This is a genomic window from Nocardia africana NBRC 100379 (assembly GCF_001612635.1).
Classification (GTDB): domain Bacteria; phylum Actinomycetota; class Actinomycetes; order Mycobacteriales; family Mycobacteriaceae; genus Nocardia; species Nocardia africana.
Genome location: NZ_BDAV01000015.1, coordinates 231,804 through 255,006 on the forward strand (window position 1 = coordinate 231,804; position 23,203 = coordinate 255,006).

Annotated in this window: 21 protein-coding genes; 11 read left to right on the top strand and 10 right to left on the bottom strand. The window is 69.6% G+C overall.

Annotation, left to right across the window (positions count from 1 at the left end; genetic code table 11):
- The first annotated feature begins 173 nt into the window (after nucleotides 1–173).
- From NA3_RS27485 to NA3_RS27495, 3 genes are all read left to right on the top strand, one after another.
- Entirely contained in the window at nucleotides 174–2,006 is a 1,833-nt protein-coding gene (locus tag NA3_RS27485; protein ID WP_062966525.1) for a phosphoenolpyruvate carboxykinase (GTP), read from the top strand.
- A 268-nt stretch (nucleotides 2,007–2,274) separates the two neighbouring features.
- A complete protein-coding gene (locus NA3_RS27490; protein ID WP_128145004.1) occupies nucleotides 2,275–2,499 on the top strand; it encodes a hypothetical protein in 225 nt (74 codons plus the stop codon).
- A 198-nt stretch (nucleotides 2,500–2,697) separates the two neighbouring features.
- Complete coding sequence (locus NA3_RS27495; protein ID WP_062966527.1) at nucleotides 2,698–2,982, top strand: hypothetical protein; 285 nt, start codon at nucleotides 2,698–2,700, stop codon at nucleotides 2,980–2,982.
- 14 nt (nucleotides 2,983–2,996) lie between these two features.
- Here the strand turns inward: NA3_RS27495 and NA3_RS27500 are convergent, their stop codons facing one another.
- Entirely contained in the window at nucleotides 2,997–3,785 is a 789-nt protein-coding gene (locus tag NA3_RS27500; protein ID WP_062966528.1) for a class I SAM-dependent methyltransferase, read from the bottom strand.
- Between the two features lie 191 nt (nucleotides 3,786–3,976).
- On the opposite strand from NA3_RS27500, the gene NA3_RS27505 reads away from it, so the two are divergent.
- Entirely contained in the window at nucleotides 3,977–5,200 is a 1,224-nt protein-coding gene (locus NA3_RS27505; RefSeq protein WP_062966638.1) for a glycosyltransferase family 4 protein, read from the top strand.
- Nucleotides 5,201–5,250: 50 nt separating this feature from the next.
- Here NA3_RS27505 and NA3_RS27510 read toward each other — a convergent pair whose 3' ends face one another.
- Together NA3_RS27510 and NA3_RS27515 are read right to left on the bottom strand one after the other, a co-directional pair.
- Nucleotides 5,251–7,155 (bottom strand): MmpA family trehalose lipid delivery protein, encoded by a 1,905-nt coding sequence (locus NA3_RS27510; RefSeq protein WP_062966639.1) that lies wholly within the window; start codon nucleotides 7,153–7,155, stop codon nucleotides 5,251–5,253.
- 122 nt (nucleotides 7,156–7,277) lie between these two features.
- Nucleotides 7,278–7,703, bottom strand: a complete 426-nt coding sequence (locus tag NA3_RS27515) for an ester cyclase (RefSeq protein WP_062966529.1) — start codon at nucleotides 7,701–7,703, stop codon at nucleotides 7,278–7,280.
- A gap of 86 nt (nucleotides 7,704–7,789) precedes the next feature.
- Between NA3_RS27515 and NA3_RS27520 the strand changes: the two genes are divergently transcribed.
- Nucleotides 7,790–8,293: a DinB family protein gene (locus NA3_RS27520; RefSeq protein ID WP_062966530.1), complete on the top strand. Its 504-nt coding sequence runs from the start codon at nucleotides 7,790–7,792 to the stop codon at nucleotides 8,291–8,293.
- Between the two features lie 72 nt (nucleotides 8,294–8,365).
- Nucleotides 8,366–9,682, top strand: coding sequence for a hypothetical protein (locus tag NA3_RS27525; protein ID WP_062966531.1), 1,317 nt, complete (start codon nucleotides 8,366–8,368; stop codon nucleotides 9,680–9,682).
- 14 nt (nucleotides 9,683–9,696) lie between these two features.
- On the opposite strand, the gene NA3_RS27530 is transcribed toward NA3_RS27525, so the two are convergent.
- The gene (locus NA3_RS27530; RefSeq protein ID WP_062966532.1) at nucleotides 9,697–10,170 is read right to left on the bottom strand and encodes a MarR family winged helix-turn-helix transcriptional regulator; all 474 of its coding nucleotides are present in this window, start codon (nucleotides 10,168–10,170) and stop codon (nucleotides 9,697–9,699) included.
- A 95-nt stretch (nucleotides 10,171–10,265) separates the two neighbouring features.
- Between NA3_RS27530 and NA3_RS27535 the strand changes: the two genes are divergently transcribed.
- Nucleotides 10,266–10,709 carry an SgcJ/EcaC family oxidoreductase gene (locus tag NA3_RS27535; protein WP_062966533.1) on the top strand — a complete coding sequence of 148 codons (444 nt, stop codon included), beginning with the start codon at nucleotides 10,266–10,268 and terminating at the stop codon, nucleotides 10,707–10,709.
- Nucleotides 10,710–10,823: 114 nt separating this feature from the next.
- Here NA3_RS27535 and pgfA read toward each other — a convergent pair whose 3' ends face one another.
- Entirely contained in the window at nucleotides 10,824–11,963 is a 1,140-nt protein-coding gene (gene pgfA / locus NA3_RS27540) for a cell envelope lipid trafficking protein PgfA (RefSeq protein WP_062966534.1), read from the bottom strand.
- Nucleotides 11,964–12,196: 233 nt separating this feature from the next.
- On the opposite strand from pgfA, the gene NA3_RS27545 reads away from it, so the two are divergent.
- Nucleotides 12,197–13,396, top strand: a complete 1,200-nt coding sequence (locus NA3_RS27545; protein ID WP_062966640.1) for an acyltransferase family protein — start codon at nucleotides 12,197–12,199, stop codon at nucleotides 13,394–13,396.
- Here NA3_RS27545 and NA3_RS35575 read toward each other — a convergent pair.
- From NA3_RS35575 to NA3_RS27560, 4 genes are all read right to left on the bottom strand, one after another.
- Complete coding sequence (locus NA3_RS35575) at nucleotides 13,377–18,212, bottom strand: alpha-(1->3)-arabinofuranosyltransferase (protein ID WP_174561112.1); 4,836 nt, start codon at nucleotides 18,210–18,212, stop codon at nucleotides 13,377–13,379. The genes NA3_RS27545 and NA3_RS35575 overlap by 20 nt on opposite strands.
- A complete protein-coding gene (locus NA3_RS36315; RefSeq protein ID WP_083893268.1) occupies nucleotides 18,193–18,363 on the bottom strand; it encodes a DUF2613 domain-containing protein in 171 nt (56 codons plus the stop codon). The genes NA3_RS35575 and NA3_RS36315 overlap by 20 nt, the downstream gene beginning before the upstream one ends.
- A 127-nt stretch (nucleotides 18,364–18,490) precedes the next feature.
- A complete protein-coding gene (locus tag NA3_RS27555) occupies nucleotides 18,491–19,591 on the bottom strand; it encodes an isochorismate synthase (RefSeq protein ID WP_062966535.1) in 1,101 nt (366 codons plus the stop codon).
- Between the two features lie 92 nt (nucleotides 19,592–19,683).
- Nucleotides 19,684–20,187, bottom strand: a complete 504-nt coding sequence (locus NA3_RS27560; protein WP_030514240.1) for a universal stress protein — start codon at nucleotides 20,185–20,187, stop codon at nucleotides 19,684–19,686.
- A gap of 340 nt (nucleotides 20,188–20,527) precedes the next feature.
- On the opposite strand from NA3_RS27560, the gene NA3_RS27565 reads away from it, so the two are divergent.
- Nucleotides 20,528–20,977 (top strand): VOC family protein, encoded by a 450-nt coding sequence (locus NA3_RS27565; RefSeq protein WP_128145003.1) that lies wholly within the window; start codon nucleotides 20,528–20,530, stop codon nucleotides 20,975–20,977.
- Between the two features lie 30 nt (nucleotides 20,978–21,007).
- Here NA3_RS27565 and NA3_RS27570 read toward each other — a convergent pair whose 3' ends face one another.
- On the bottom strand, nucleotides 21,008–21,355 hold the full coding sequence (locus NA3_RS27570; protein WP_062966537.1) for a DoxX family protein: 348 nt from the start codon (nucleotides 21,353–21,355) through the stop codon (nucleotides 21,008–21,010).
- 129 nt (nucleotides 21,356–21,484) lie between these two features.
- Here NA3_RS27570 and NA3_RS27575 point away from each other — a divergent pair, with 129 nt between their 5' ends.
- The gene (locus NA3_RS27575) at nucleotides 21,485–22,480 is read left to right on the top strand and encodes a sigma factor (RefSeq protein ID WP_062966538.1); all 996 of its coding nucleotides are present in this window, start codon (nucleotides 21,485–21,487) and stop codon (nucleotides 22,478–22,480) included.
- A gap of 192 nt (nucleotides 22,481–22,672) precedes the next feature.
- Complete coding sequence (locus NA3_RS38055; protein ID WP_174561113.1) at nucleotides 22,673–23,173, top strand: hypothetical protein; 501 nt, start codon at nucleotides 22,673–22,675, stop codon at nucleotides 23,171–23,173.
- Nucleotides 23,174–23,203: the final 30 nt, after the last annotated feature.

The following is a 23,203-nucleotide window of genomic DNA, read 5'->3' on the forward strand; positions in this document are numbered from 1 at the left end:
GTTAACCTCTTTACTTAAGGAATCCGGGTGTCCGTCTCGTTCTCGTACGCCGCCCAGCCGGGGCGCGCTGTTCGGCGAGCCGGGCGGATGTCCACAGCCAACGGCGGCCTTCCTGGTGTTGAAAGCTGTTTTCGGCAGTTTTCCGGCCCGCCGCTCATCTCAGGAGAGTTTTCATGACCTCAGCGACCATTCCTGGTCTTCACGGATCCGATGGCACCGCGCCGACCAAGCATGCCGGACTGCTCGCCTGGGTGCAGGAGGTCGCAGAGCTCACCCAGCCGGAGCGGGTCGTCTGGGCCGACGGTTCCGATGAGGAATGGGACCGGCTGACCACACAACTGGTCGAGGCCGGCACCTTCCAGAAGCTCAACGAGTCCAAGAAGCCGAATTCCTTCCTCGCGCTGTCGGACCCCTCCGACGTCGCCCGCGTCGAGTCGCGCACCTTCATCTGTTCGCGCACCGAGGCCGACGCCGGCCCGACCAACAACTGGGTCGACCCGAACGAGATGCGCGCCACCATGACCGAGCTGTACCGCGGCAGCATGAAGGGCCGCACCATGTACGTGGTGCCGTTCTGCATGGGCCCGCTGGGCGCCGCGGACCCCAAGCTGGGCGTCGAACTCACCGACTCCGAATACGTCGTGGTGTCGATGCGCGTGATGACCCGCATGGGCAAGGCGGCGCTGGAGAAGCTGGGCACCGATCGCCCGTTCGTGAAGGCGCTGCATTCGGTCGGCGCGCCGCTGGCCGAGGGCGAGGCCGATGTCCCCTGGCCGTGCAACGACACCAAGTACATCACCCACTTCCCCGAGGACCGCGAGATCTGGTCCTACGGTTCGGGCTACGGCGGTAACGCGCTGCTGGGCAAGAAGTGCTACTCGCTGCGCATCGCCTCGGCGATGGCGCACGACGAGGGCTGGCTGGCCGAGCACATGCTGATCCTCAAGCTGATCTCCCCTGAGAACAAGAACTACTACGTCGCCGCCGCGTTCCCGAGCGCCTGCGGTAAGACGAACCTGGCGATGCTGCAGCCGACCGTCCCGGGCTGGCGCGCCGAGACGCTGGGTGACGACATCGCGTGGATGCGCTTCGGCGAGGACGGCCGCCTGTACGCGGTGAACCCGGAGTTCGGCTTCTTCGGCGTCGCCCCGGGCACCAACCACAAGTCGAATCCGAACGCGATGGCCACGCTCGAGGCCGGCAACACCGTCTACACCAACGTCGCGCTGACCGACGACCGCGACGTCTGGTGGGAGGGCCTCGAGGGCGAGCCCGACCACCTGATCGACTGGAAGGGTAACGACTGGTACCTGCGCGAGACCGAAACCCTTGCCGCGCATCCGAACTCGCGCTACTGCACGCCGATGTCGCAGTGCCCGACCCTCGCCCCGGAGTGGGACGACCCGCAGGGCGTGCCGATCTCGGCGATTCTGTTCGGCGGCCGCCGCAAGACCACGATCCCGCTGGTGACCGAGTCCTTCGACTGGCAGCACGGCGTATTCATGGGCGCCACAATGTCTTCCGAGCAGACCGCCGCGGCCGAGGGCAAGGTCGGCAATGTGCGCCGCGATCCGATGGCCATGCTGCCGTTCATGGGCTACCACGTCGGTGACTACATGAACCACTGGATCAACCTGGGCAAGAACGCCGACGCCACCAAGTTGCCGAAGATCTTCTACGTCAACTGGTTCCGCCGCGGCGAGGACGGCCGCTTCCTGTGGCCGGGCTTCGGCGAGAACTCCCGCGTGCTGGAGTGGATCGTCAACCGGATCGAGGGCAAGGCCGAGGCCGAGGCCACCGCGATCGGCAATGTGCCCACCGCCGGACACTTGGACCTCGAGGGTCTGGATGTGGACCCCGCCGACGTCGACGCCTCGCTGAAGGTCGACCTCGACGAGTGGCGCAGGGAGATCCCGCTGATCGAGGAGTGGTTCGAATTCGTCGGCGACAAGCTGCCCTCCGGCGTGCGTGACGAATTCGAGGCGCTCAAGCAGCGTCTGGGCTAGTCGGAGGGCCGGTCGGGAGACGCCGGCCCACCCGAACGACGAAAGCGAGCCGCCCGCACCGTCTTTGCGACGGGGCGGGCGGTTCGTCATTTCCGCGGTTCCGCGTGCGGAATGGCGCGCTTGTCCTATTCTGGATGTGTTCTGCATCTCACGAATGCTCCCCGCGGTTGCGGGGAATTAACTACTCGGCTGAACTGACTACGTGCAGGTGCTCGTGGATTCCGTTGTCTGGCCGACCGGTCGGGGTAAGTGGGAGGTGGGTGTGGGCATGACCGAACTCGGATTCGATGCTGTCTCGGGATTAGCCGATCCGCGGTGGGCCGATCCTGGAGTGGAGTTCGCGCCGACGGCGGCAAGTACGCCGCTACAGCGTGCTGCGGCGCGGTTGCAGGCTGTGCTGCCGCCCGGATGGCAGGTCGAGATCGACCTCGCCGCACCGCGTCCGCAGGGCAGACCGCAGCCGGTGCTGCGAGTTCGCTTGTCCGAGAACTGATTCGACGCGCATTCCCCTGCGTCACATACTGCGCGCAGCGGACATCCCGGACCGATCGCCCAGCCGAAAGGCGCGAAATCCTACCTCGTGGTTCACTTTTCGCAAAACGCACTATTGCGTTTCCTGAGATTGCAGAGCATGCTTAGAGCAAACATTGTCGGACGATTTTACAAATGCAATCGCAGGGGAGTCCGAATCATGGCGGTGCAAGTGGTCGGCCGATCGCTGATGACCAGTGATCAGACCCCACATCAGGCGAGGTCCGTCGGTACCGGGGGCTGGGTGGTGTCCTTTCTGCCCGGCCGGACCTTGACGCTCGAACAGGCGACGGCGGCGCTGCAGGCGGCCGAGGCGGTGGCGGCGGTCCGCTCGCTCGCCAACCGCGTCGGCCTGACCCCGCTGGAAACCGTCGGCCTGGCCATGCAGGAGCCGCCGTGGAGCGAACCGGCGCGGCGCACCCGCCGGCGGGGATGGCTGGAGTAGATCCCGGAGGCGGCTCAGCGGAGGGGCTTGGCCGCGACGACGACCAGATTGCTGACCAGGAATTCCCGCACGCCCGGAATGCGCGTCACCCACCACGCCCAGCGGGGGTGGTAGCGGGGGAAGGTGGCGAGGATGCGGGCCCGTCCTCCGTTGTCGCGCGCCCATCGCAGCCCGTCGGCGGCGGTGACGGCGAACAGTGAGCGGCCGAAGCGGTTCTTGGGCTGCTTTCCGGTGCGGCGGGTATAGCGCCGGGCCGCGAATTCGCCGCCGAGGTAATGCCACGGACCCGTCTCGTGCCCGCCGAACGGTCCGAGCCACACCGTGTAGGACAGCACCATCAGACCGCCCGGTTTGGTGATACGCAGCATCTCGTCGGCCATCACCCACGGCTGCGGCACATGTTCGGCGACATTCGAGGAAAGGCAGATGTCGACGGCGTCGTCGCGGATGGGCAGCGCCATTCCGGAACCGCGGACCGCGCCGGCGACGGTGAGCCCGGCGGCGTGCATTTCGGCCGGATCGGGCTCGATCGGGAGGTAGCGCGCGCCCGCCGCCGCGAATTCGTCCGCGAAGTATCCGGGTCCTCCGCCCACGTCGACTATCACGGTGCCGCTGAGGTCCCGCCCGGTCAGATCTCGATAGAAATCGGCTATCAGATCGGCGGTATCGGCGGCGATCCCGCCGTAGAACCGCGCCGGATCGGTTTGTTCGAAGCGGAAACTGCCCAACAGGCGCAGTGAACGGCGAAGGGTGGCCCGGCGCGCGAAGCGAGGACGCGGGCCGGTTGCGTCGGATCGGAGCATGGCCGCGCCAGTCTATGCGGCCACCGCAGCGACCGGGAACGGCCGTCGGCCGCTATCGTGGACCCCACTGTCGCCCGACGTGAACGATCTGGAGAACCGCTGTGCCCGAAATCGGCCCTCGTGAGCGCGCTGCCATGGCGCAGCTTTGTGGGCCCGGCGGCGGTGAGAACGAGATCCGGCCGAGTGCCGACGTGCGCGAAGTCCTGCTGCTGTGCTGGCGCGATACCGGACATCCGCAGGGTGGCGGGAGCGAGCGGTATCTCGAGCGGGTGGGTGCGCAGTTGGCGGCCCGCGGAGTGAAAGTGACGCTGCGGACCGCGCACTATCCGGGCGCGGCGCGCCGGGAACGTATCGATGGCATCGAGATCAGCCGGGCCGGCGGGCGCTTCACCGTCTATCCGCGAGCGCTGGCGGCCATCGCCGCCGGGCGGCTGGGCTTCGGCCCGCTGCGCGGATTACGACCGGACGCGGTGATCGACACCCAGAACGGCATTCCGTTCTTCGCCCGGACGGTCTCCGGGGCGCCCTCGGTGGTTCTGGTGCATCACGGTCATCGTGAGCAGTGGCCGGTAGCGGGGCGTGTGGTCGGCCGGATCGGCTGGTGGATCGAATCGCGGCTGTCGCCGCGGGTTCATCGGCGCAATCAATATCTGACGGTATCGCTGCCCTCCGCGGAGGAACTCGCCTCGCTCGGGGTGGATGCGACGCGAATCGCGGTGGTGCGCAACGGCGCCGAACCCGTGCCCGCGCAATCGCCGACCGGTGCCGAATCGACCCGCACCCCGTATCCGAGCATCGTCGTGCTGTCGAGGCTGGTCCCGCACAAGCAGATCGAGGACGCGCTCGACGTGGTCGCGGGTCTGCGTGACCGCCTGCCCGGGCTGCGCCTGGACGTGATCGGTGACGGGTGGTGGGCCGACAACCTGAAAGACCGCGCGCACCGCTCGGGTATCGCCGACGCGGTCGACTTCCACGGCTTCGTCGACGAAGCGCGCAAGCACGAATTGCTCTCTCGCGCGTGGGTTCAGGTGCTGCCGTCGCGCAAGGAAGGGTGGGGCCTCGCGGTGATCGAGGCCGCGCAGCACGGCGTCCCGACCATCGGCTACCGCAGTTCACGCGGGCTCACCGACTCCATCGTCGACGGCGTGACCGGCGTGCTGGTGGACGACTCCACCCAGCTCACCGATACCGTGGGTGACCTGCTCGCCGACGCCGAGGGGCGAATCGTCATGGGAGAGAAGGCGCGTACGCGAGCTCGCGAGTTCTCCTGGGAGCAGACGGGCAACGGAGTCGGTGAAGTCCTGGCCGCCGCCGCCCGGGGACAATATGTGTCGGGGCTGGTGACGGGACGCGCGACGGTAACGGCGACGTCGGTGCCGCTGCGAGACGACTGCGTCACCCCGACTCTCCGCTGATCGGCGGGCGATACTCGCCGTCCGGCGGCGCGACTGCCGATCCGTGCGAATCATCTCTCCCGTCGCCGGTCGGCCAGGGCCGCGGCGAGGCCGGCCAGGAGCAGAGTTGCCCACAGAGCGTGCGCGGCGATGGCGACGGTGCGGTCGGCGGCGGTGGCCCTGGCTACGTCTCGCGCGCCCGGAACGCGGTAGAGCGTCAGATCGGCGTCGGAGTACACCGGCTGTAGCCGGCTCAGCGTCGTCTTCGCCTCGCCGACCGTTCCCGGCGTGCGGTGTTCGACGAGAATCCAGCCGACGCCCTGAGCGGCGAGGTCGGCGGGGTCCGCTCCCCGGAGCAGGAGGTTCTCCACCCGCTGGGCCCGTGCCCCCTCACCCGCCACCACTCGGCCCCGGACGGGCAGCACCCCCGTCTGCAAGACGTCCGAGCGCAGCATGCGAGGCGCCGGATCCAGTACGGGAACCCTTCCGCTGTAAGGGAATACGCGGAACATCCCGGCGGGCAGTACCGCGACGTCGCCGGGGCCCTCGACCATCGCGGCCACCCGCTGCCAGGCCGGCGGGTAGTGCACCGGTCGCAGCGCTCCACCCACTCCCCAGGCCAGGTCGGGAAGGGTCAGGATCAGCGCTGCGATGAAGAGCGCAGCGAGGAGTGGTTGCGCGGCAGAGGTATTCGGGGCCGCCGCCGATTCGGCAGGCGCATCCGCGTGAACCGTGTCGGTCTCCGGGGCGGGTTGCCGCGCGAATTCCGATGCGCGACGGCGGAAGGACGCGAGGGCGTGGCAGCCCGCGGCCGCGCAGAGGGTGTAGGCCGGCATGGCGAGCGCGACATACTTCTGGGTGTCGCGCAGCAGTCCGGCGCCCGGGATGCGCGCGATCAGGGATTCGCCGAGAGACAGTCCCCACCCCGTCGCACCCAGGGCGGGTAGCAGGATGCAGACCGCCGCCAGCACCAGCGTCATCCGCCGTGGATAACGCGTGGACGGGTCACCCGCCGCCGCCACCGCGCGCACGCCCGACCCGACCACGGCCAGCAGAACCAGGGTCGACACCACCGCGAAAAGCGTTGTCCGAGAGCCGGATACGGCATCGCCGTTCCAGATCCCGCCCAGTCCGGCCAGGCTTCCCAGAGTGCCGAGCCCCGGTTCGGCCCGCGCGGCGAAGGCCGCCACGCCCGCCGGATCGGACGGTTCGGCCCCGCTGCCGGACAGTGCCGTGGCCACCAGCCACGGACCGGCGCTCACCAGCCACAGCGCCACCGTGGCCACAAGGTTCCGCCGCCCCACCGTGAGCACCGCCATCAGGCCTGCCAGCAGCGATCCGGTCGGGGTCACACCCGCCGCGGCGAGTACGCCGCCCAGCATCGCCCACGAACCGGCGGCGTGCACCCACCCCGGCCTCGTCCGGTTGCCGGGCGCCTGCTCGGAGGTGTCTCCCCGTGGCGCGCGGACGACATCGGCCCGCGCCGTGGTGGTGCCGGGATCCCGCGTCGCCGGGTGAGCACGTCCGGCCCCGGCCCTTATCCGCTGCCCGAGGACGACGGTCCAGGGCAGTGCCGCGTAGCCGGCGAGCAGGCTCCAATGGCCCTGCAGCAGCCGTTCGGCGACATAGGGATTCCAGATCGCGACCGTCGCGGCGACGAGCCGGGGTGCCAGGGAGACGCCCAGTAGGGTGTGCGCGAGCCGGGCCGCACCCCAACCGGTGGCCGTCAGTGCCAGCACCAGAATCGCCTTGACGACGATTCCGCCGTCCACCACCACCGACAGTGCGGCGAGCAATCCGTCCTGCGGTACGGCGCGCGGCGCCGCGTCACCCAGGCCCAGCGCGGCATCGGTCGGGTAGGACCGGGGGGTGCTCACGCCATCGCGCAGCAGCAGATACCCCGGGCCCAACAGCGGCCCGACCACGAGCAGGGCGAGCGCCAGGCTGTAGGCCACGGGAACGATCCGGGCCCACATCGGCGCGGCGCCGAACGAACGCAGCTGCGAGCTTCTGGTGTCGTCGCCATGTTCTCGAGCCCCGGTCACGCTGAGTCACCCTACGTCGGCCGCACCGGCGGCGACGGTGGCCCGCCACGCTCCTACACCTGCACGCCGATCTGGCGCAGCAACGTCACGTCGTCGAAGACCGCCCGTGCCCGGGCGATCTTGCCCTCGCGAAGCGTGTACAGGCCGAGCTGGGTGTACTCCACCGGCCGGTGGGTCGCGGGGACGCCGCGCAGTTCGGCGGAGTGGGTGCCGCGGATGGTGATGTGGGCCCAGACCCGGTCGTCCTCGGCGATCAGCTCGTCCACGGTGAAGGTGGCGTCGGGAAGTGCGCGGAAATAGTCGAGCAGGAAGGTCCGGTAGTCCGTCACGGTGAACGAGGCACGCCCGGTGCGGGCGGCGAGGGTCGGAAAGGTGCAGTCGGGCGTGAAGCTGTCCCAGATCGCCGCCAAATCCCTGGTCGCGGCGTCACCGGCGGTCATGAATCGGCGGATGACGTCCTTGTTCGCTTCGATCGACATATCAAACCCTCACATTGAGACCGTATCTGCGATACTAAAGATATGGTCTCAGTGAGACGGTGTCAACGCGGCGAAATGAGTTGTCCATGGATCGATGCGACGAATGCGGCTTCGAGTACCGGCTGGCCGAATCCCCACAGGCCGCGGCCGCCATCCTCGCGGGCATCACCGAGCTGGCGGCGACGCTGAACGACTGTCCCGACGCGGCGCGTCGGCGCCGACCTCGGCTGTGGTCGCCGCTGGAGTACGGCTGCCATGTCCGCGACGTGCTGCTCGTGCAGCGAGAGCGCATCCTGCTGGCGCGCCGCACCGATCGCCCGGCCCTGATCACCATGGGCCGCGACGAACGCGCCGATCACGACGGCTACGCCGACCAGGACCCCGCGGACGTGGCGCAGGAACTGCTCGTGTCGGCGCGCCTGCTCGCGAATGTGCTCGACCGCCTCACCGCGGACGACTGGGAGCGTCGCGTCCTGTACAACTACCCCGATCGCGGGGAGCGCGAACTGCGCTGGGTGGCGGTCCACACCCTTCACGAGGTCCGCCACCACCTGCTCGACGTGCGGCGGCAGCTCGTGGACGACGACTGAAAACCCCCGCTCGACGGTCCCGCCGGCGGGCCTCGGCTGTGCCGGGCGGCGACGAGGTGGGAGCATGGCGGGATGCCTGCCCTGCGCCGTCTACCCGTGGTCGCGGATATGACCCTGGTGACCGCTGGGGCCATGACCGCGAATATCGCCGGCTACCTGCTGCAACTGCTGGCCGGGCGGTGGCTGGGCGTGGCCGGCTACAGCGCCTTCGCGAGCCTGCTGGCCGTGCAGTTGCTGGCCGCGGTGCCGGCGTTGGCGCTGCAGAATGTGGTCGCACGAGAGCTGGTGCGCGGCGCCGCGGTGGCGACGGTCCGCGGTTTGACCCGGCGCTGCGCGATGATCGTGGCGGTCGCCGCACTCGCGCTCATACCCCTCGTCGCGGTCCTGCTGCACGTGCGCGCGCCGGCCGCGGGCGGGGCGCTGATCGCGGCACCGGTGCTCGTGTTGCTCTCCGGAGAGCAGGGCATTCTGCAGGGGACGAACCGATTTCGTTCGCTCGCAACCGTTCTCGGTGGTTCGGCGATCGCCCGGGTAGTTCCGGCGCTGATCGCGCTGGCCGTCGGGGCGGGCGCCGCTGCCGCGCTCTGGGGCGCTGCCCTCGGCCTCCTGGTGGCTACCGTCGCGGCGAACCGGATCGCGCTGATCGCCCGCTCGGCGCCGGATGCCGGCTCGAATCCACTGCCGAACACGGCCGACGTCGCGCGGGCCCCGATCGCCGTGGAGGTCCGCGGAACCGGTGCGGTGCGGGCAGCCGGCGTGACCGCGGTCCTGCGCGCGGCCCAGGTCCAAGCCGCCTTGATGGCGCTGTCGTCGGCGGATCTGATCGTCGCCCGCATCGTGCTGGACGAGGCGGACGCCAGCCGCTATGCCCTCGGCGCGATCGCCACCAAGATCGCGTTCTGGTTGCCGCAGGCCGTCGGCGTCGTGCTGTATCCGCGGATGGCGCAACCACAGCATTCCGTGCGCGCGCTGCGTTCCGCGCTCGGCGTGCTGGCGCTGGTCGGCCTGGTCGCCGTGGCGGGTGCGGCCGTGCTTGCGCCACTGGCCCCACTGTTCGCCGGCCGTGACTACGCGCCGATCGAGGATCTGCTGTGGCTGTTCGCGCTGGCCGGCGCGCTGCTGGCGGTGCTGCAGGGGGCGTTGCTGTCGGCCATCGCCGCCGACCGCACGGCGCCGGCCGTCGTGATCTGGGTCGGATTGGCGGTCGAAGTGGGTGTCGCCGTGCCGTTCGTGCGCAGCCTTCCGGTGTTGATCGCGCTGGCCACCGGAGTCGCCGCGACCGTTACCGCGGTGGTGGTCGCCGTCGTGATCCGGGCCGTACACCGTGACCCGGGCGCTGACACCGATGCCACTGTGGGCGAACGACTTTCGACGCTATCAGCCGAGTGACGACTGGGGGCGGCTCACCCGTCCGCTTCCGTGACGTGCTCGGCGGTGATGTCTTCGGCCGCGCGTTGGTACGCGTCGGCCGCGCGCGCGAAATAGTCGAACAGTAATTCCCGCTGTTCGGGGGTGTAGCCGCGCACGATCTCGCCGATCCGGCGGCGCGCGGGGGCCAGGGCGCTGTCCAGGCCGGCGGGCCGGTCCACCGGTTCGACGATGACCTTGCGCCGGTCGGCCGGATCCGGCGCCCGGCGCACGTAACCACCCTGTTCCAGGCGATCGATCAGGCGGGTGGTGGGTCCGGTGGTGAGCCCGGTGCGGGCACCGAGTTCGCCGGGCGTCATCGCGCCGCTCAACTCCAGGATGTTGAGCGCGTAGAGGTCGGTGGCGCCGAGCCCGACCGCCTTCGCGCCCGCTTGGGCATGGAGCACAACCGAACTCAGATAGCGGCGAAAGACCTGGCTGGGATCGCCGTCATGGCTCGTTGTTGACACGTGGCACACCCTTCTCGTAATTTCTTCTCCTACGAAGAAACTTCGTTAAAGAAGTAAAATCTTCTAAGCAGAGAATATCACGAGAGGGATCACTCATGCCCGCCACCACCGACACCACTGCCATCCGCGCCCTCATCGAGCGCAGCCGGGACGCCTGGAATCGCGGCGACGGCGCTGCCTACGGCGCGTGCTTCACCGCCGACGCCACCGACGTCACCTACCTGGGCACCGTCTACCACGGCGGGGCCGAGATCGGCAGCGCGCATCAGGCGCTGTTCGACAGCTTCCTGAAGGGCACCCGGCTCGCCGTCGACATCATCGAGATCCGCTGCTACGGCAGCGATACCGCCGTGGTCGTCACTCGCGGCGAATCGGCCAAGGGGAAGCCGAAGAAGCTGGGCAAACTCGCCACCTACACCGTGGTTCGCGAATCCGACGGCCGGTGGCGGATCGCGGCGGTCCAGAAAACCCAGCGCAAAACCCTGATGGAGGCCCTCACCTTCCGCATGCAGCCCGCCGCTCGACCGGCCGCACGGTAGCGCGCGCGGGATACGACAGTGCCCGAATACGACAGTGCCCGAACATGACAGTGCCCGAACACGACAGTGGCTCCCCGGTTCGACAACCGGGGAGCCACTGCGCGAGCCGAGAACCTAGCGGTTCTTACTGATGTCGATCTGCTGCGTCGGCGCCTCCGAGAACGCCTGCCCCGGCTTGTCGCCCGGCGGGGCCGTCTGCGGCTTCTTGACCAGGCGGCCCGGCTTCGAGGAGCCGTCGCCGCCGCGCAGGCCCAGGAACAGACCGGCGATCAGCGAGATCGCGCCCAGCACACCGAAGACGATCGGCAGCGTGCGGCCGTAGAGCGACAGCTGATCCATGTACTTGCGGGCCTCGTCGGTCTGCGAGCGGACGGTGCCGGGGTCGAAGGTCAGCGTGGTGTTGATCGCGGTGACCTCGGGCTTGTCCGCGCTGCGCGCGTAGTACTGGTGCAGCTGCTCGGAGCCGTTCACCACGGTGCCGGTCTTCGGCTCCACCCACACGTCGCGGGTGTTGGTGTAGTAGCGGTTCATCGTGATGTCACCCTCGCCCGGGACGCCCCACTTGGCCGCCGGGAAGGTGAGCCGGTTGGTCGGCGAGGACGTGACCTTCGACAGATCGGTGGCCGGCACCTGCTGGCGGAAGTGGTAGACCGTCAGATCGTTGATCTCGGTCTCCTCCACGAACTTCATATCGAACGACTTACGCGCGTTGATGTCGAAGTACGGGTAGGTGGTCTTCTCGGTACCGATCGGGAAGCGGTACTGGAGGCCGGTGTGCTGCACCGGATCCGCGACGCTGTTGCCCTTGCTGTCGACGGTGGTGGCGATCGAGCCGTTGGGGTCGTCGTCGATCGGCTGGCCGGTCTTACGGTTGATGGTGACGCGGTCGATGATCGCCGACAGCAGGCCGGTGTCACCGGTCTTGTCCTTGCGGCGCAGCGTCTGACCAGCCTGGATCGTCATATTGGTCTTGCCCGACGGATCCTCGACGGTGAGGAAGCGCTGCGAGATGAGCCCGACGTTCTTATCGACCACCGCCGGCCCCTCGCCCGTGAGGAGCGTTTTCGAATCCAGCACCTCGCTCGGAGCGTCGGGCTTGTTGGACGCGATCGTGGTGATCTCGAGGTCCAGGGGAGTTTTCGCCAACTGGCTCACCCCGTAGGTCGGGACCAGTATCGCTGCGACGATCAACAGCGCACCGAGTCCCACGAGCAGGCAGGCCACCGTCCTCTTGGTACCGGCACTGAGTGCCATGCAAACTCTCCTCGTCGTCGAACAAGCCTCGTCCGGGTGCGCTCATAACCGGGTGCGGTCATAACACAAGCACTCGTGAGCCCCGACACTAACAGTCCGGCACCTTAACCCGGCGAGCTGAGTGCGGAAAACGCTCCGAAAAAGTACGAGCGTCCGGCGTGCCGCGGCTCGGGGTCGCGGCGCGGGGAGCCACACGAGGCGCCGGCGAACCCGGCAGGGCACACTGGATCGCGATGACCGCAACCCCAGGAATCGCCACATCCAGCACCGACGTGCCGGCTACCACGGTGTCGCGTCCGGCTCCGGCGGTTCCTGGAACCCGGAGATTCGTTCCGGCGCTGGAGGGGCTGCGCGGGCTGGCCGCCCTCGGCGTGGTGCTGACACACGTGGCCTTCCAGACCGGCGCCACCGCGACGCCGGTGATCGGGCGGGTGTGGGAGCGATTCGATATGGCCGTCGCCGTCTTCTTCGGTCTGTCCGGCTTCCTGCTGTGGCGCCCGCACGCCGCAGCGGCCCGCGGCCTGGGCGCCGCTCCCCGGGCCGGGCGCTATCTGCTGCACCGGGCCGCTCGCATCCTGCCCGCCTACTGGGTCGTGGTCTGCGTGGCGCTCACGCTGCTGCCCTCGGCGGCGCATTCGGCCGGGCTGCGGGTGTGGGGAGCGAATCTGGCATTGGTGCAGGTGTTCGTCCCGCTGACCCTGACCGACGGTCTCACCCAGATGTGGAGTCTGTCGGTGGAGGTGGCGTTCTATCTGGTGCTGCCGCTGCTGGCCTGGGCGCTGCTCCGGTTGCGCGGCTCGGCGGCACGGCAGCGGGTGTTCGCGGTGACCGCGCTCGGAGTGCTGTGCCTGGGCTGGAATTTCCTGCCGGTGCCGACCCCGGACGCCATCCACGCCGACAACTGGCTGCCCGGATATCTGCCGTGGTTCGCGGCGGGCATGGTGCTGGCCGAACTGGCCGAGGTCCTGGCCGCGCGGTCCCGGAACGGCGACGCGTCCCCACGCTGGCAGCGCCGGCTCGGCGACCGCCGGCTGATGTGGTCGGTCGCCGCGGTCGCCTTCGCGCTGGCGGCCACCGATCTGGCCGGTCCCGCCGGACTGGCCCGCGCCGCGGCGTGGCAGTACGCGATGAAAATGGGTCTAGGGGCCTTGATCGGTTTCGGCCTGCTCGCCCCGCTCGTGGTCGGTGGCGCGCGGCACCGCTTTCTCGAGAGCCGCCTGGCGCTGACGATCGGGCGCTGGTCCTACGGCATCTTCATCTGGCATCTGGTGGTGCTGGCGATGATGTTCCCGATCTTCGGTTTCATTCCGTTCAACGGCGGGTTCCTGCATGTGCTGGCGTTGACGGTCGCCTTCACGATGCCGCTGGCCGCCGCGAGTTACGCGCTGGTCGAAGAACCGGTGCGGCAGTGGGTCAAACGCCGGTTCGGTTAGCGGAACCCGCCCGCCACACCGGTGCGCGCGCGGGCAGTGCGGCGACGCCCACGGCGACCACCGCCACCAGCGCCGGGAACTGCGCCCACAGCGAGCCACCCATATAGACCTCTCCCGACCGCCACGGACCGGTGGACAGCGCTGCTTCGCCCAGGATGGTTCCGGCCCCGGCCAGCACCGCGAGGGCGAGCGGCGCCTGCGGCAGCACCCGCACCGCGACGACACCGATTGCGGCGCACAGCGTCCCGATCGGGCCGGCGATGACGAATGCGGCGACCAATACCCCGGCGGCGCCCAGCCACCAGCTGTTCCACGTCCGAGGCGCGGGGTCGTAGGAAACCGCGGAAGAGGCCGGTGCCGGGATGGCGGCCCCGGAATCGTGCGGCCGGAGTGCCGTGCCGGCGCCGATTCCTTCCGCGAGCGCACCGTCTCCCGTCGCCGGTGCACCGTTCGCCGGGGCGGGTGAGTCGGCCGCCGACAGGGCTGTGGCGCCGGCCGCCTCGCCTTCTCCGGGAAGCGGTGTCGCGTCGTCCGTTGCCGGTTCGGCCGCGCGGTCGCCATTGCCGCTGTGCCGCAACCGTTTACGCAGTCGTCCCGGAACCGGAAGGGCCAGCAGCGCCAGCGGGATCAGCAGTAGCAATCCGCCGAAGATGGCCGGGCGATACCAGCGGTCGAGCGGGAATGCCACGGTCACCGGGCCGTGCGCGTCGGCGGGGAGCACCCACCCCTGCTTCCATCCGTCGACCACCACGGGTCGCAACGTGTGGCCGTCCCCGGTGTGTGCGGTCCAGCCGACATTGGTGCTGACCGGCAGTACCAGCAGGCGATCGCCGGCCCGCGCATCGATACCCGCCGGGCGGCGAGCGGCGCCTCCGGTCGGCTCCGGCGTGGGGAGGTCGTCGGCGGGCCCGCCCGCGCCGGGTGCTTCGTCACCGTCGTGGGACGGCCGCGTCGCGTCGCCGCCGTCCGCGGCCGGTGTCGCGGGAGCGGCGCTGCCGGTCGCGAAAGCCGTATTGTCCAAGCGCAGTTCGTCGACCGAGAACAGTTCGGTCGGGGCGACCGTGACATCGACGGAACCGGCCGGAAGATCGACTGTCGCACCGCCCGCCCCCGTATCGCCGGGCGCGCACACCGTCGCGGTCACCGGCTGCCCCGTGCGCAAATCATCGGCCGTCGCGGTCACGCTCGTGTGCAGCACCCGACCGGCGACCGCGATGGTCGGGCCGTGGTCGCAGTCCACGGTCACGGGCCGATCGCCCGGGGCGGGCGGCGGGTAGTCCGGCCCGAGGACGGACACCTCCGCCAGGCCCGGCGGCTGCTCCTGGGTGAGCCCGAGTGCGGTACGGTCCAGCACCGGCTTCCAGGTATCGATGCTGATCTCGATGTGGTCGGTGACGTGCGGATGCAACTCCAGCCGCACCGGCGTCGGCGGCGCCGACATCGGCGCGGGGGTGTCGGTCGACTTCGGCTGCGGGGCGGGCGCGTCCGGCGGCGGTGTGGCGGTCGGCGACGTGCGGCCCGGCGAATCGGCCGTCGCTTCCGGATCGCGTCCCTTCGGTGCGCGCGGAACCTCGCGGACCTGCGGCCCGTCCCCGAGATTCACCGCGATCGAGGTCGGACGCGCGGGCAGCGCGCCCATCGGCGGGGTGACCTCGAGGCCGGTCACCAGTTCCGGTCGCGGAAGCTGAATCGTCAGTGTCGGTTTGGCGCCGGTGCGATTGCGGACGGTGTCCTCGGGCGCGATCCAGCTGGTGCGCGGATCGCCGTCGGTCGCCGCGAAGGCCGAACCACGCAGATCGCCCACATCGGCTTTGCCCCGGGCGATGGGCCGTTCGGGGTCGGTCAGCAGGCTTTCCAGTGCCGGGCCCTGCCGGGTGCGCAGGGTCAGTCGCGGCGCGACCGTCACCGGATCCGGGACACCGAGAGTGCGTTCGAAGGCGCCCGGCTCCTCGGCGGGCAGCGCGAGCCCCTTACTGCAGCGCACCCGATCCGGCGCATCGAAACATCCACTGCGACCGGGGAATTCCTGACCCAGATTCCAGCCGCGCACCGGCGTGCCGGCCGGAACGGGCGGTAACACCGTGCGGTGGCGAATCGTCACCGGCGTCGGCGCGTCACGGTTCGAATAGTCGAACAGCTGAACTTCGCTGATACCGAATTGCCCACCACCGGTGCCGTTCTCGGTGCGGGTCGCGGTGATGGTGAGCCAGTCGGTACGCCCCGGGGGCAACGAAACCGACACCGGCGCACCGGGTTCCGATATCCGCGCGGCCACCGTGCCGTTGGCGGTGCGCACCTCGATCCATTTCACCGGATCGCCGATCGCGGCCGGACTCGTGATCACCTGGAGTGCGCCGGCCTCGATCGGATGGTCGAGGTCGAGCCGAAGCCATTGTCCGACAGCGTGTTCGGCGCTGGTGCTCAACCACGCGGTACTCGGATCCCCGTCGAAGGCGGCGGCGGTCGAACTGCCGGGCGCCGCCCCGCCGAGCTGGGTGGCATCGGCCGCGGAACTGGACGCCGTGACGGTGGCGCCGGACCACTGCCCCTCCACCGGCTGCGCGCCGGGCACGGGGTAGTCGGGGACCAGGTTGTGGGTGCGGCGGGCGTCGGTGGGCGCGCGCAGCGCCGAGTTGTGGTTGTCGACCCGCCCGAAATCGGCCTCCCGATCCATCGGGGTATCGGTGATCGTCGTCGCGGTGGGAGTGAGTCCGGCGCGGGCGGCATCGGCGGCCAGCAGGGCCGGACCGTTCGCGTCGGAGTCGTTGCGCCGCAGCCGTTCCAGCACTTCCGGCCCGCCCTGGACGACCGGAACCGCACGCAGCGGCACGGTCCGCGCCCCCGGGAAACTCGCGGGCGCGCCGGGGCCACTGCGGATGTCGGCCGGGTCACCGCGGTCGCCGGCGTCCACCCGGTAGATCTCGATCGCCGGATACGTCGGGCGCAGATCACCGTCGGCGACCAGGCCGTCACCGTGGCCCACTTCGATGGGGTTGCCGAATTCGGCGACCTTGGTGATGCCGGGCGAACCCTCGATCGCCGCGTGCGCCAGCATGGGCCGGGTGGAGCGGGAGGTATCGGGGTCGAGATCGTTGCGCAGCACCAGAATTCCGATGCCCTGATCGATCAGGGTCGGTGCGAGCCCGGTCGAGGGCCGCCCGTCGGCGATCAGGCGCTGCACCGAATCCATCGCCCGGATCGCGCCAGGCGGCGTGAGCGGCACGGCATCTCGCACCGCCCACGGCGTGCGGGCCAGAGCCTGCAGTGGTTCGTCGCGGGTCAGTCCCCAGATCTGACTGCCGAACGGCGCACCCGGCACCACCAGCGCCCGGGTGTCCGAGGCATTGCGCGTCAGCCAGTCGGCGGTCTGCTGCCAGTACGCCGGCACCTTGTCGTAGGCGCCGCGCGGGGCGAGCTTGCCGGTCCATGCCAACGAGGTCGACAGCGCCAGCGCCGCCAGCAGCAGCGCCGCCACCGCGACCATCCGGTTGCGTTCCGGATGCGCGAAGGCATTGCGCCACACCGGCATCGGCACCGAGGCGGGCAGCGGCACCCGCCGCAGCAGATGGGCGAGCCCGACCACCAGCGGGATGCGGATCAGTGGTTCCAGCTTGTGCACGTTGCGCAGCGGGGCGCCGCCGGAATCCAGGAAGATCCGCACCGATTCGGCGAACGGCCCGCCGAGCTGCCCGGCGTATCCGGCGCAGATGCCGACCAGGCCGGCGAGCAGGACGAGCGTGAACCGTCCGCGCGCCGGCATGGAACGCAGCGCCAGCCCGGCCATTCCGGCCGCCGCGAGCACACCCGTGGCCAGCACCGCCGCGGGCTGGGTGACCAGCACCGCACCCGCGATCCGCTCCGGCGAGACGTAGGGCGTCCAGCTGTCGGTGCCGCGTAGCACCTCACCCAGCGACGCCCACTGGGTGGTCACGCCGGAGGATTCGATGTAGTCCAGGAACGGCGGGCTCACCTTGCCGAGCACCAGCAGCGGCACCACCCACCAGAAGGTGCCCAGGATCAGCAGCGGAATCCAGGTCCGGGTGAACCGCCACCAGGTGCGATTCGGGCGATACGACGCCCACCACAGTGCCGCGGGCAGAAAGGCGGCCACGGTCGCGACCGCGTTGACCGACCCCATCAGCGCCAGCGCGAGGGCGCTCGCCGCCGGGGAGGTCGCACCGCGCATCGATACCGATTCGGCGGTCGGCCGGTGCGGTAGCAGTCGCCGCCCCCCGGACGGGGCGGCATGAATCCGCGGCATCCCGACGACACCCAGGGCCGCCGGGGCGAGCAGCACCCAGGGAGCCAGCATCATCGGCAGGGTTTCCGAGGAGATGGATCCGAGCGTGGTGAGCACTCGCGGCGACAGCGCGAACGCGACCGCCGCGACCACCCGGGAACCACGGGTGCCGATGCCCAGCACCTCGCACAGCCGGACGATGCCCCAGAAGCCGGCGAGAATCAGCAGCGCCCACCAGATCCGCTGCGTCACCCACGCCGGAAGGCCCAGCACATGGCCCAGCGAGAAGAAGGCGCCGTGCGGGAAGAAATATCCGTACGCCTGGTTCTGCACCTGGCCCATCGGCGCCTGGCTGCTCCACAAATGGGCGGCACGCTGCAGGAATCCGACCGGATTCTGGGCGAGGTCGTATTTGGTGTCGGCGACGGTGTTGCCGGGTGCCTGCAGAAAGGTCAGCAGGAAGGCGACGAGAACGGTACCGGCGAACCAACGCCGGCCCAGGGGTGCGGTGGCCGAGGAAAGAGAGTCGGCGGAAGGGGCAGCGGCGGGCGCAGCGTCAGCGCGCGCCGTACTCAACGTTGTTCAGCAGGGACGACGACGCGTCGCCACTGCGATCCACCTCGGGTCGCGAATTCTGCGCTGTCGCCGTCACGACAATGAACACCGCGATCACACCGAGCAGCGCTCCGGCGACGGCGCTCGCAACCCCCGGGACGGCAAACTTCATCGCGTACTCCCAACATCGACACAGGCGTCTTGCGAGCCAACCTACAACATCGCCGCGCCGCCGGAGACAGGCAGCACGGCAACCCGCCGGGTGAACGGCTGCCGAGCGGCCCTTCGAGCAGCCGCGATCAGCTCGGCTGGTCCGGTACCGGGCAGGCCAGCCCGTTCAACAGGGTGCGCAGTTTCGCCGTCGTCTCGTCGAGTTCGGTGCGCGGATCCGAGGCCGCCACGATGCCGCCGCCCCCGTAGGCCTGCGCGGTGCGGCCGTCCGCGGACAATTCGGCGCAGCGGATGGCGACGACCCATTCACCGTCGCCGCGCGCGTCGCACCAGCCGACCGCGCCGCCGTAGAACCCGCGCGGCTCCTCGTACTCGGTGATGGTCCGCAGGGCGAGGGCGGTGGGGGTGCCGCAGACCGCGGGCGTGGGATGCAACAGCAGGGCCAGGTCGAGCGCGCTGGTGGCGGGATCGCGCAGGCGGCCGGTGATCGGCGTCGCCAGATGCCAGACCTCGGTGGTGTTGATCAGCTCCGGGCCGTCGGGGATCGCGAGTTCGGCGCAGACCGGGCCGAGTTGTTCCCGGATCCACTCGATGACGAAGGCGTGTTCGTCGCGATTCTTGGTACTGGACAACAACTCCCGCGACCGCTCGGCATCGAGGGCGGGGTCGGGGTGCCGGGGTAGCGTCCCGGCCAGGGGACGCAGCGTGACGGTGTCCCCGTGCCGGGCGACCAGCACCTCCGGTGTGGCGCCGACCAGGTGCGCCCCGGTCCGGCCGGCGGGTGTCAGATCGACGGCGAAGACGTTGGCCTGAGGATGGCGAACGAGCAGGTGCGCGGCGACCACCTCGGGTTCGAGCGGCTGCTCCGCCTCGGCGATCAGCGAGCGCGCGGCGACGACCTTGCGTAACGGCTGCCCCGGATCCGACAGCTGCTCCACCAGTTTCGTCACCCGGGCCACATGCTCTGCCGGACTGGGAATTTCCGCGACGACCCGGACCTCGGGCAGGGGTGGCACGGCGGCCGGACGCCACGGGCCCGCACTGTGTTGCGCCTGCTGCGGCTCACACAGGGCGGCCGCATCGCCCGGATCGAACGGGATCGCGCCGACGATCAGTTCCGCCGCGCCGTCGCGCAGGGCCGTCGCTGCCCGCCGCGCATCGTCGAATGCGCGCCGGATGCCGGTCGTACGGACCACGCCCCCCGGTTGTGCGAGCAGAAAGCCGTCCATAGTTTCCCGACCATAGTCGTGTGCGGAACCGGCGGCGCCCGGGTAGCGACGCAGATCTCATGTGGGCAGACTCATGTGCAGAGGGGGCGCCCTCACAGCTGACCGGCGAGATCGCTGACCGGTATCGGTTCCTTTCCCGGCGGCACCAGCAGAATCGGCCGATGGCAGTGTTTGAGCACCGCCTCCGCCACGCTCGAATGCAGCAGGGCGCGGATGCCGGTGGAACCGCGCGTACCGGCGACGATGATGTCGACATTCAGCTCGTCGGCCACGTCGACGATCGCGTTCCAGATGGTCGAGGTGCATTCGGCGGTACGCGGCTCCGCATTCAATCCCGCCAATTTGGCCAGCCGTACGCCCTCGGCATTGATCTGTTTCGCGTCGACGTAGGCGATATCCTCGATCTCCTCGTCCGGGAGCCATTCCGGCTGCATCACACCGGAAAGTCCGGACAGCCGCGCGGCCTGGCGCACCATCGGCTCCCAGGCGGTGAGCACGACCGCCTTGGGTGCGGACAAAAATCGCCCCGCATATTCCACGGCCCGCTTCGCATTCTCGGAACCGTCGTATGCGATGAGCATCAAGTCGCAAGTCATGCCGACCTCCCGGACATCCGTGCCGTGCGCATGCGGGTCGTTCCGAAACTACCCGCGGCCCCGAGAGTACCCGCGCGATCAGCATGAATGCGGGATGTCGATCGGTATTCGCCGATTCGATTCGAAACCGTTCCGTTTCGTCGCCGGATTCGGCCCGGACCGGATGCGACCATTCGGTCCGGACCGGGCGGACTGTGTCCTGAACCTCACTCGTGGCTGACAATTCGCGTGTGATTCACCGAATCACGTGTAACTGCTGCGATTTCCGGTATTCACTGGAACAACCGACGAACGGAGCCGGGGCACGGCGCCGGGAGATGGACAGTGAGTGAGGTGCATCGTGCGATTGAAAGAGATTGCTACGCCACAGGATTGGGCGGACACCTACCGGGAGCTGTTCGGATTACCCTATGTGCGCGTCACCTCGCCCGGATATGTGGTCTTACCCCTCGGCGACTCGGTCGCCGCGGTGAATACGCCGGAGCCGCTCGGTGCGCTGGTACTCGGCGAATTGACCGTGCGCGGGATTCCGGGGCCGGTGCTGGTGCGTGAACACCCGCCGCGGCGAACGTTTATCGCGGTATTCGACGGATATCCGGATGTGGACCGGACACTGCGATTGGAACGCCTCGGCGTCGATATCGGATCCCATCGCAGCAATGTCATTCTGCCCACCGGATTCGGGCGGCACACCCATGAGGGCCGGTGGTGGGCGCGCGCACCCCAGCGCGACGAATCGCTGCCGCTGTTGTCGGAGGTCGTGGCAGCGGTGGAGCGCACCGCCGGGTGAGCCGTGCGCGCCGCCGCCCGCGCCGCCGGGTCAGGCGAGGGGGAACAGGCAGGCCGTCGCCACGGCGAGCGCCAGGCACGGCATCGGATACGGCAGATGCGCGTACCAGCGCGCCCGCACGATGGTGATCACCGCGCCGACGAAATACAGCACGAGGCCGATGGCGGCGGCCAGGCCGATCGCCGGGATCGCCAGGCCGGCCAGTAACCCGAGTGCGCCCGCGGCCTTGATCGCCGCCAACGGCATCAGCGCCCGGTCCGGTACCCCGTAACTGCGCATATTGCCGCGCACCCAGTCCGGGTTCACGATGTCGACGACGGCCGCCCCGAAGACGACCACAGCGGCGAGGATCGTGACGGTCACGTATGCGGTGTGCATGACACCCTCCTGCTCGTTCGGCGCCCTGATCTGCGATGGTGAAGGTGTGGGCCGAGCCCACGGCGCGGGCGAACAGGGCGAATCCGTCCCACATCGGGTTCGACGTGCGGCGACCGAGAAAGGTGACCGGTGCGCGATCGGGACGAGCTGGCGCGGCGCTTCGAACGACACCGTGACCTGCTGCGCGATATCGCCTATCGCATGCTGGGCTCGCTGAACGAAGCCGACGACGTCGTGCAGGAAGCCTGGCTGCGCCTCGATCGGGCCACGAGCGCGACCGAGACGAAGCATGATGGGCGAGACACGACGGGAGGGGGCGCGGCGGGCAAAGGGGCGTCGGATGACGATGCGGCGGACGGGCTCGAGATCGGCAATCTCGCGGCGTGGCTCACCACCGTCGTCTCGCGAATCTGCCTGGACCAGCTGCGTTCCCGGGCCGCGCGGCGGGAAGAGTTCATCGATCTCGCGAACAGTTCCGTCGCGCTCGACTCCACCGGTGCGGGCCCTCGGCCCCTCTTCGCCGAACCGGAAGCCGAAGCGGTACTGGCCGACTCGGTCGGCCGCGCGATGCTGGTGGTGTTGCGGACGCTGAGCCCGGACGAGCGCGTCGCCTTCGTGTTGCACGACATGTTCGCCGTCCCGTTCGACGATATCGCCCCGATCGTGGGCCGTACCGCGGCGACGACGAAGAAGCTGGCCAGCCGCGCCCGGCAGCGGATGCGCGGCGACACCTCGACGCCCACGGCCGAACTCGACCGTCATCGCGAGGTGGTCGGCGCGTTCCTGTCGGCGGCACGGGCCGGCGACCTCGGCGCCCTGCTCGCGGTCCTCGCACCCGATGTCGTGCGCACCGCGGACCCGGCCGCCCTGCCGCCCGGCATCGCGTCGGTCGTGCGTGGTGCGGCGGCGGTGGCCGAGGAAACCGTGTTGCTGCGCAGCCGTTCCCGGGTCGCGGGCCTCGCGCTGGTCGACGGTCGGCCGGGCCTCGTCGTGGCACCGCGCGGGACACTGGCGGCGGTCCTTCTGCTCACCGTGCGCGAGGACCGGGTGGCCGCCTACGAGGTCGTCGCCGACCCGGTCCGACTGGACGCGCTGACTATCGCGGTCCTGTCGCCCGCGCGCTGACTTCCCGGATTACCGATCGGTAGCCGAATTCGATGTCACCGAATGCTTTTCGCCGTCACGAATCATGTGAACCGGGCTTGCTTCAAAGACTGCTTTCGGATAGAACTGATCCGTTGCAATTCGCAACGTGAAACGCCCTGCATGCCAGCGTATTCAGTATGGCGCGGGGTCGGGAGGACAGGAAAAACAATCATGCGTCGCACAATCGGCATTTTCGGGCGTAGGGCTCTCGTCGCGGCATTGCCGCTGGCCGTCGCGGTGACCTTCGCGGGTGCGGGGGCGGCAACCGCCGAAACCCCGGCTGCCGCTGCCCAGCCGGCGCCCGTCGCTCAGCTGGCCACGGCTCCGCAAGCGGCCCCGATCGCCCGCTTCGCCGCGGCGCCGGTGGCGCAGTCGGCCGCCGCTCCGGCGGGTGAGGCGGCTGCCGCCGCGGAGGTCGCACAGCCGGTGGCGACCGCCGCCGCGCAGGACATCGCCACCAATCCGAATGCGGCCAATCACGATCCGCTCGCCAATGGCGCGGCCGCGGGTGCCGCTGTCGGTGCGGTATTCGGGGCCGTCGTCTGCGCGGTCACCATTGTGGGAATTCCGCTTATTCCGCTGTGCGCTCTGGGTCCCGCTTTCCAGGGCGCCCTCGTCGGTTTGCTGGTGGGCGTCCTCGCACCGGACGCGGTGCCGCAGATTCTGCCCTGATCTCGAAATCCGGCCGATGGTCGGAAATGA